This is a genomic window from Pedobacter sp. 05L430, assembly GCF_056397585.1.
The window spans coordinates 18,508-27,987 of record NZ_JBFTNT010000041.1; the positions used below are offsets into that span (position 1 = coordinate 18,508).

Genomic DNA, 9,480 nt, shown 5'->3' on the forward strand with positions numbered 1-9,480 from the left:
ATCTATTTTTTAACTGCGCCTGCTGCTGGTTGTGCTCCAGGGGCTGCATCAGCCGGAGCGGTTGTAACTACAGCACCTGGACGTACATTTTGTACACCATCTACCACAACTACTTCCCCTTGTTTTAGACCGCTTTTTACCACTACATTTTTGTCAAACTGTTTTCCCAGTTGGACAATGCGGGCTTCGGCTTTGCTGCTATCACCTACAACAAAAACATTAAATTCGCCCAGTTGCTCTATAACAGATTTGTATGGAATTACCAGTTGATGTTCTGATGCTTTATTTAAAGCTTTTAGATTTACAGTCATACCCGCAAAGAGTTTACCTTCTGCGTTTGGATAACTGATCCTTACTTTGATGGTTCCTGTTTGAGGGTCAACCGCACGATCGATAGCGGTTATGTGGCCTTGACCGGTATAAATACTACCATCCTGCAATTGAATGTTGAAAAGAGAATCTTTTACTGCTGCAGTGTTTTTTTGTAAACGTAAAAAACGAGGAATCTCGGCCTGGTTAACAGCAATGTCTACCGCTATAGGATTGTTGCTCGAAACCGTATTTAATAAAGTTGTACCAGGTGTTGCTAATGCGCCCAATTTAACCTGAGAGATCCCTATTGTTCCGTTTAACGGCGATACGATGATCGAGCGTTGTAAGTCATTAGTAGCAGAAGATAATTGTGCCTGTGCCGCAGCAACTTGCGATTCTGCATTTGCCAGATCGGTTAGTGCATAATCAACACGTTGCTTTGCTACTGCATCTTGCTCTGCAAGTCGGGTATAGCGATCAGCATCTTTTTTTGCTTTATCACGATTTGCTTTGGCAACAGCAAGATTTGCCTTAGCCGTATTGTTTGCTGCAATATATTTTGTGCGGTCAATTTCATAGAGTTTCTGACCCTTGGATACTTTCTGACCATCCTTTACATAGATGGCGGTAATGTAACCGCCAACCTGTGGGCGTAGTTCCACTTCGTTTAAAGCAACCACTACCCCAGGGTAAGAATCTGTAGTGATTACTTCCTGATCTGATACAGTGTAAGTGGTTACGGGTGTAGCGGGAGGAGGACCTTGCTGTTGTCCGGCATTTTTATCGCCACCGCAAGAGGCTAATGTAACTGTTCCAAGTATTACGATGCCTAGTTTTATGTAGTTAGTAGTATTCATTTGAGTTCTTATTAAATTACGTTAATTTACGATGATTGTTCCTAATGCTTGCTGTACGTCTAGTTTCGAAGAAAGCAGGCTGTATAATGAGTTTAAATAATTAAGCTGTGCAGCGCGCAGATCTGTTTCTGAGGTCATCAGATCCAGATAAGTTTTAATCCCCTCATCGTATTGAAGTTTAATGGTATTGTACACCTGTCTGGAGATATCAACGTTTGACCTTGCTGTTTTCCAATCGTTCAGATTTGCTTTATAAGTAGCCATTGCTTGCTCATATTGTGTATTGATCTGGTTTTTAGTGTTCAATAGATCAAGGTCAATTCTTTTTTCCTGCAATTCAGATTTTCTGATTTCCTGAATTCTTTTGGTTCCCTGAAAAATTGGGATACTTAATTTTAACCCGAATACAGAGCTAGGGAAAGATTTATCGTACAGATTGCTAAAGTCATTATTTAAATAATTGTAACTATAGTTTATAAACCCAGAAATTGAGGGCAGGTAGCTCCATTTATTATAGCTCGTATTTAAATGCTGCAATTGCTTTTGGGTTTGCAATAAACGATACTCAACCCTGTTCTCATAAGCCTGTTGTGCATTAGTGTCTATAAGAATGCCCTGTTCCATACTGTCGGACTTTAAGTTAAGACTAAAGTCTTTATCAGTACCATATCCAATGATCTCTTTAAGATAAGCGTATTTATATTTAAGCAATTCCTCAGTTCTCTTTTTATCTGCTTTGGAGTTGCTTAAGCTAATTTGTGCACGCTGAAAATCTGTTTTATCTACCAAGCCTTGTTCATACTGAGCAGAAGCATCTTTCAGTTGTTTTTCTAAACGGGCTATGTTTTCATTTATAATATTTAACTGCTCTCCGCTTGTAAGGATATCAAAATAGGCTTTACTTACATCTACAACGGTATTTATTTTAGTATTTTCTGTACTTTGCTTGTACTGTTGTCTGTAATATTTAGATGCTTTTGATGCCTGGATAAGACCTGCGTTTAGGAATTGTTGGTCGGCCTGTAGAGTTAGCGCTGAGGTATGCTTGGTACCAAAGGTAATGTAGTTGGTTTCACCATTCGTAGTAAGCGCATTTACCTGTTGCTTTAGGTTGTTATTATAATTTGCATTACCACTAATCTGGGGGAACCAACCCGATAGTGCAGATTTGATATCGCGTTCGCCAATCTCTTCATCGATCTGAGATTGCTTCACGCCCGGTCTGTTATTTAGTGCATAATCTATCACTTCCTGAAGTGTAGCATTGCTGAGCTGTTTATCATTGTTTACCGTTTGTGCTGCTAATTTTTCGGGCAGCAAGGCAGGTAAACCTATAAGAAGCATTACGAGTAATTTATGAATTTTCATATTTAAAAGGGGAATTGAGTATAGTTAAAGCCATTATATATATTATTGTCTTTTAATTCCGTCCCAAACAATCTGCACCACCTCCGTAATGTCCTCTTCAGAGTATATCATATGCTCTGATAATCTGAAGTTTGCAGCCGCAACTAACGTGCCTCTTATTGTTGGTCCGAGCAATCTTGGGTCTATTTTTTTAAAATATTCTCCATCTATTCCAGCTTGAAAAAAAGCGATTACTTTTTCTTTAAACAAAACACTGTCTTTTTCGGGGAAATTCTTTGCAAAAGGAGAGTTTATATATTGTTCAAGAAAGACCATTGCAGATTCATTTTTTATATAAAAGTTGTATTGGTTGATCATGAATCTGAAGAAACGATCCTTATAAGATTTTGATTCATCGTAGCCTTCAAGTATGGCTTCTGCCAGTTGATCTTTGGTTCTTATATAAAGCTCAACTATTAGTGTTTCTTTTGAATCAAAATAATGATATATGGTTCCTGCGGCTACATTAGCATGTTTCGCAATCTGACTCATAGGTGCACCATGAAACCCGTACTCTTTAACGAGTAGTAATGTGCTATTTAAAATAGCCTCGCGTTTGCTGTTGAAATTGTTTAATTGAACGTTCATTCGGTTACAAAGAAGATGAATATTTGACAGATATAYAAATATATAAGCAGAATGTTACATATAAATGATTTATTGTTGATATAGAGAAATATCACTTTTTCCTGTAATTTTACATTAGTTATTGCAACTAATTCTTGAAATCAAACTAACGCCTTATGAAAATTATTTTCAGTTTCTTACTTTCTGTTTTTGTATGTTTTTCTTGTCTGTCGCAAACTCAAAAGATTGAGCTAAAGCTAACTAAAGGACAAACTTATACCCAGAAAACTGTAGCCAATACCATCGTAAAACAAACAATGAATGGTCAGGCGATAAATATTGATTTGACCATAACCGGTCAAATGAAATATGTTGTTACAGATGATATCGCAGGCATATATAGTATGGATGTAAGCTATGTAAACTTGTCAATGAAAATAGTTCATCCAGGTGGCGAGTCTACTTTTGATTCTGAAAAGAATGATGAAAAAGATATTTTGTCTTCTGTTTTCGGTATGATGAAAAATAAATCTTTCCAAATTAAAATGACCAAGGCAGGTAAAATAACAGAGGTAAAGAATGTGGAGGCACTATATGCAGGAGTGTTTGAAAAGTTCCCCCAACTCACTGCTGAACAGAAAGAACAAATGCGGAGTAAGATTATGCAGTCGTATGGCGATAAGGCTTTTAAAGGTAATCTGGAAATGCTATCTGCGGTATTCCCAGATCGTGCAGTAGCAAAAGGTGATACCTGGAATGTAAAAACGGAATTGGAAGCTGGAATGTCTGCAACTTTAGACGGCGTTTATAAGCTTGATGAAATTACAGCAACAGAATTTGTTGTTAGTGGCGCATCTATGTTTGCCACAAAAAATAAGGATGTTTATACGGAAACTAATGGAATGCCAATAAAGTATAATCTGGCTGGCACTATGAATTCAGTTATTAAGATTGATAAGAATACAGGTTGGATAATTGAAGGAAAGATTAATCAGAATATTAAAGGCAGTATGGAGATTAAAGCAAATGATAAGATGCCTGAAGGTGTGACGATTCCTATGGAAATGACCAGTGATATGGTGTTTACAGATAAGTAGTTGTTTGATTTATTCTTGTAAGAACCTACCTTTATTCAACTTATAAATTAACACTTTTAATTCTCTCGTTTATGTTTAATCATTTCTTTTCCTTTAAAGGACATCTTTGTTCAATCAAAAAAGGAATCTGTAAGCCGTTGGGTGCTCTTTTGTTATTTGCTTTTATTTTCTCATGTAAAAAAGAAAAACCTGTATCTGCGGACGATGGTTCGCTTGAACCCCAACAGTTAATTAAAAATATTACCTCTGAACTCGCTGATGCTGATAGCATAAGTAATTTCATCAATGCGCTTAAAAAACTTTCACTTACTAAAGAGGAGGTATCAGATGGAATTACCGTGTTCGCATTTTTAAATGATGAAGTACCGGTTACTCCAACTATCGTTAGAGATCATATTATAAAAGGGTCGTTGAACCATTATGAATTATACAACAAAAGAATCTTTAGTGCTTTGAGTGGAAAGGAATTAAAGATTACTCGTGTTGCCGATACCATATGGGTAAATGGAGTGCAGGTGGGTGGTAAGCAAATCATATACAACGATAATGATGCAGTGCATGCAATAAAATCATCGCTGAGTCCTACAACCACAACTGATGAACTGCATACAACAACCATTGAAGTTACTGTATGGGATGGTTCTAAATGGAGTATTACGAAACCTAAAGGAGAGGTAATTTCTGGAGCAACAGTGAATCTTTATGCTTCGCAAAGGGATTATGCCAATGGGAAGGTAGCTTATAGCGAAAAAACAAATGCTACGGGCAAAGCAAGCTTAAAGAGACTGGCTCCAGGAAGGTACTATATTGAAGCCTTTTATAGTAACAAAACGAATACATTTAGAAATGCAGTTGAACCGAACAATGGCTTTTATATGGGGTACGCTATTTCGGGAATCTTTCAATCAGATACTGATGTAAATACTGCAGCAAAACAGAATAATGCAGCTCCAGGGAATTTTAAATGGGTAGACCTTAACAATGATGGCATAATTGATGGCAAGGATTATTATGGTTTACCATATGAAAGTACTTTAACTATTAGTGCCCTTACAAGAAAAACAGAGATTAGCATTGGATTTTTAAACAATAAGAAGCCTTAAAAAAAAGCCGGAATATTTTTATATTCGTGAAAACCGAATTATAAAACCTTTAGCTAATTGTATGAACCGCAGAAAATTTATTAATCTTAGTGCTATTGCAGGAGCAGTTTCTGTTGCGCCAACTACGTATGTGCTTGGAGAATCAGGATTATCAAAAGACAAAAAAGAAAAACGATATCAAAAAGGTGCCAGTCCGTGGCCTGTTTGTCTGGATACTGCTACTATAAGACCTGCATCGTTAAAAGATAAAGTAAAAATAGCTGCTAAAGCCGGTTACGATGCAATTGAACCATGGGATGGAGAATTGCAAGAGTACGAAGCAAAGGGCGGTAATTTGAAGGACCTTGGAAAAGAAATAAAAGACTTAGGGTTGTTTGTGCCAAGTGTGATTGGTTTATGGAACTCACTACCTGCCACACAAGAATTGTTCGACAAATCTTTGAAAGATACACGCAATCGAATGCGCATGGCTGCAGATATAGGCGCTCAGCATATTCAAACCATTCCTGATACAGCTGGAGATAACTTTAATCAGAAATGGATAGCGAATAGATATAAAGATATTATTGAAATTGGCTTAAAGGAATTTAACATTCACCCTGCCCTTGTGTTTGTAAAATATCAACCCGTAAAAACATTGGGCCAGGCAATGGGGATTGCTTTAGATGCTAATCATCCAAAAGCGATGGTAATTCCTGATACTTATCATATGTATATATCTGAAGGTGGTTTTGAAGGGCTGAAACTCATCAATGGCGATGCTATTGCTATATTCCAATTCTCAGACGTTCCTTCTTCCCCGGCAGCGGTTGCCGACTTGGGGGATAAAGACCGTGTTTTTCCCGGTGATGGAATTCTGCCTCTGCCACAGATTTTCAAAGACCTTAAATCAACAGGTTTCAAAGGCTGCATTTCTCTGGAGCTTTATAATCCCGAATATTATAAGCAGGATTTGCAAAAAGTAGCAGAAACAGGATTAAGAAAAACTTTAGAGGTGCTTAAGAAAGCAGGAGTATAGAGCATCTATCTGTAAAAATTTTATCTTAAATTGATATATACCAATATTAATAAAAGCTTAGATTTGATTGTTGGATAAGCTAGTAATGCTTTTTTGCCATTAAATACGCGCTCTTATTATGAGGTTTATATTGCTGTTGATTTTACTCTGTTTAAATTTTAGTGCTTTTTCTGAAATTTTTGTAGTGACCAGCAATGCTGATAGTGGTCCTGGTTCGTTAAGGGAAGCCCTTCAGAAGGCTGCAGCAAACGGTGTGGGCCAGAAAGATTATATTCATTTTAATTTGCCGGGCTCAACGGATGCTCAGAGAACAATTATCTTAAGTGCAGAGCTACCTAGAGTTACATCAAATTTAATAATTGACGCTACTACGCAACCTGGTCGATTCCTGGGAGTTAGTTCTTCGAAAATTATAATTAAACCAGATAGAAGTACTTATCAGGCCTCACTTTTATCTACAGCTGCATTTTTTATCGCGGAGGCACACGATGTTGAAATTTATGGATTTTATTTTACAGGTTTTTTTTACATCCGAGATCAGTATGGTAATTTCTCTAATGCACAATCTTGTGGTGTGTTCATAATATCTTGTAATAACATAATAATTGGAGCGCCACATAAGGGCAACATATTCACATATAATGATTACGGATTATTTGTTAGTGCTGTTAACGATAATTCATATTCAATGCAACTCTCTACAAATATTAAAGTTCGTTCAAATTGGATAGGATTAGAGGAAATGGGTAATTTTTATTCGCCTCCATGGTTTAATCCAACCGGGATGTTAATCAGTGGAGGCGTGGGCACTGAGGTTGGTGGATCCACAGAAGAAGAGGGAAATATTTTTGGGGGATATTTTTATCTTGGCCTTGGCCTTGGAGGGGAAGGAATTGTAGCTAGTAACAATAAATTTGGGATAGATATTAATGGCAAGACTGAGGGTGTTGTAAGAATTGAAGGGAGTGGCGAGGGGTTGATTTTTAAAGATAATGTGGCTAGCAGTTTTTATATTCAATTGAGCTATCTTAAAAATTTTAAGGTTACAGGAAATAAGGATTTAGTTAATATCGGAGTATTGTCATCTGATCTTGAATTGTATTTTTGTGAAAATGGTCAAATAGGAACTGATGATGATGCTGACAAAAATATTTTTCGACTCTCGTTAACAGCGATAAGTTCTTTTGGTGGAAAAAATATAGAAATTAGAAAAAATAGCATTATATGCACTAAAGGCGCTTATGCCGCTGTTCATGACGAAATGCCCGAAATTGAGGTGCTTGTTAATAATGATGCAGAATATTCTGGAAAAACTAACCCCAACGCTGATATTTATATTTATAATGACAATACGAACTGTGAAATCTGCAATCCTGTAGAATTTTATAAAAAGATAAGAGCAGATGCAATGGGCAATTGGAAAATTATCGGAGATTTTAGCAGAAATCGATTTGTTGCAAATAGCACATTAATTAAATCATCTTCGGAGTACACCCAGCCAGCAATTTTACCTAATAGTTCTGAATATCCTAATTCCATCATTAACCCAACCTGTGGATTGAAAAATGGCTCAATAAAATTGTTGAGTATAAAACATGTGCTGAAAATTGAGTGGTTTGATGATAAAAATCTAAAGATAGGTGAGGGAGCGGAAATTAAAGAATTAGGCCCTGGTAAATACCGTGCAAAATTATCTAATGGAAAGTGCTTTGTCAATTATGATAATATTTCGCTAATCAATTCGGAACCATTTTTTGATGACCAAAATTTACAAATCACAAATCCTGGTTGTGGAATTAAAAATGGCTCAATTGAAGGACTAATAGCGGGATCTACTGACGGAAAAGAGTTAGAGTTAAGGTGGTTCGATAAAAATAATATTGAGGTAGGGACGGAAAGCACTATTTCAGATCTCGGGCCTGGGGAGTATAGACTTATTGCTAAGGACAAAGAGAATTGCACTAAAACTTACGGCCCTGTTATTTTAACTAATCAAAGCGGCCCCTCCATTGACCTATCCAGCGCCATTTTTAAAAATGCAACCTGCGATGGCTCTAATGGTTCTATAACCAACGTTAAAGTAACAGGAACTGGAAATATTACTTACACATGGAAAAATGCTGCAGGAGTAACTGTAGGTAATACAAGAGACCTAATAAATGTTCAATCAGGCTGGTATGCTCTCGAAGTGAAAGACGGAACGGCATGCCCTGTTTTAGGATCTGCTCCCGTTCAGGTCAAAGAGATAAATGGAATTATTATTGATGAAGCCAAGGCTGTAGTTGTGCCTATTGCGTGTAGTGCATCAACGGGTGGAGTAAGGGGTATATTAGTTAGCGGGGCAATTACTTACAAATGGGTGGATGAAGGCAATCATGAGGTAGGGCATTCTCTGGATCTTACGGGAGTTGGTATTGGAAAATATCGTTTGTTAGCAAGTAATAATAGTGGATGCACCAAGCAAAGTAAGATGTATGAGATAAAGGAATTAGCTACTACACCGTTTGATGTATATGCTATTGGCGGAAGCAGTTCTTATTGTCATGAACCGAATGGATCAATTATTGTCGAGGTTAAAGGTATTCAGCCTCTAAAATTTAAATGGGTTAACTCGTCAGGAGTAACAGTTGGAAACTCGTCGATTTTAACTGCTACTGACGGAAAATATAAATTATATCTTACTGATAATAATAACTGCGAATCCTTCTACAGAGAATTTTCAATATTAAACGTTGATGAAGCTGTGATAAATCGTGGCGAAGAAAAAGTCACAAACGATCAATGCAATCTAGGCAAAGGAAGTATTAAAGCTCCTGGTATTTCCGGAATGGCTCCATATTATTATTATTGGTCGGACAGTAATGGTCAGTCAATCGGTTCTGGCCCGGTGCTTGAAAATATTTCCGCAGGTAATTATTCGCTTATGATTGGTGATRCACTTACTTGTTCGAGACAAACCATTCTGTATACTGTTTTAAATGAAGATAAAATCTTATCTCCTCCAATATTAAATGATTTAAAGATTTGTGCCCCTGGTGATGCTTTTATTCAGGTAATGCAACCCGGAATCGGCACTTATGTCTTATATAATGAAAATGGAATCCGTTTAGATCAAAGTG

7 protein-coding genes are annotated in these 9,480 nt (G+C 36.9%); 4 read left to right on the plus strand and 3 right to left on the minus strand.

Annotated features, from left to right (window positions below; all coding sequences use genetic code 11):
• Window positions 1–2 precede the first annotated feature (2 nt).
• The 3 genes from AC1DG9_RS09215 to AC1DG9_RS09225 are packed head-to-tail and all read right to left on the minus strand — an operon-like array spanning window position 3 to window position 3,164.
• The gene (locus tag AC1DG9_RS09215) at window positions 3–1,169 is read right to left on the minus strand and encodes an efflux RND transporter periplasmic adaptor subunit (protein WP_288881236.1); all 1,167 of its coding nucleotides are present in this window, start codon (window positions 1,167–1,169) and stop codon (window positions 3–5) included.
• Between the two features lie 21 nt (window positions 1,170–1,190).
• On the minus strand, window positions 1,191–2,537 hold the full coding sequence (locus AC1DG9_RS09220; RefSeq protein WP_337716357.1) for a TolC family protein: 1,347 nt from the start codon (window positions 2,535–2,537) through the stop codon (window positions 1,191–1,193).
• A 42-nt stretch (window positions 2,538–2,579) separates the two neighbouring features.
• Window positions 2,580–3,164 carry a TetR/AcrR family transcriptional regulator gene (locus AC1DG9_RS09225; protein WP_172659431.1) on the minus strand — a complete coding sequence of 195 codons (585 nt, stop codon included), beginning with the start codon at window positions 3,162–3,164 and terminating at the stop codon, window positions 2,580–2,582.
• Between the two features lie 155 nt (window positions 3,165–3,319).
• Between AC1DG9_RS09225 and AC1DG9_RS09230 the strand changes: the two genes are divergently transcribed.
• From AC1DG9_RS09230 to AC1DG9_RS09245, 4 genes are all read left to right on the plus strand, one after another.
• Window positions 3,320–4,240 (plus strand): DUF6263 family protein, encoded by a 921-nt coding sequence (locus tag AC1DG9_RS09230; protein WP_337716359.1) that lies wholly within the window; start codon window positions 3,320–3,322, stop codon window positions 4,238–4,240.
• 71 nt (window positions 4,241–4,311) lie between these two features.
• On the plus strand, window positions 4,312–5,343 hold the full coding sequence (locus AC1DG9_RS09235; RefSeq protein WP_172659433.1) for a fasciclin domain-containing protein: 1,032 nt from the start codon (window positions 4,312–4,314) through the stop codon (window positions 5,341–5,343).
• 61 nt (window positions 5,344–5,404) lie between these two features.
• A complete protein-coding gene (locus AC1DG9_RS09240) occupies window positions 5,405–6,361 on the plus strand; it encodes a sugar phosphate isomerase/epimerase family protein (protein WP_337716360.1) in 957 nt (318 codons plus the stop codon).
• A 118-nt stretch (window positions 6,362–6,479) separates the two neighbouring features.
• Window positions 6,480–9,480 (plus strand): hypothetical protein (locus tag AC1DG9_RS09245; protein WP_477634532.1); only part of this gene is annotated, 3,001 nt, incomplete at its 3' end.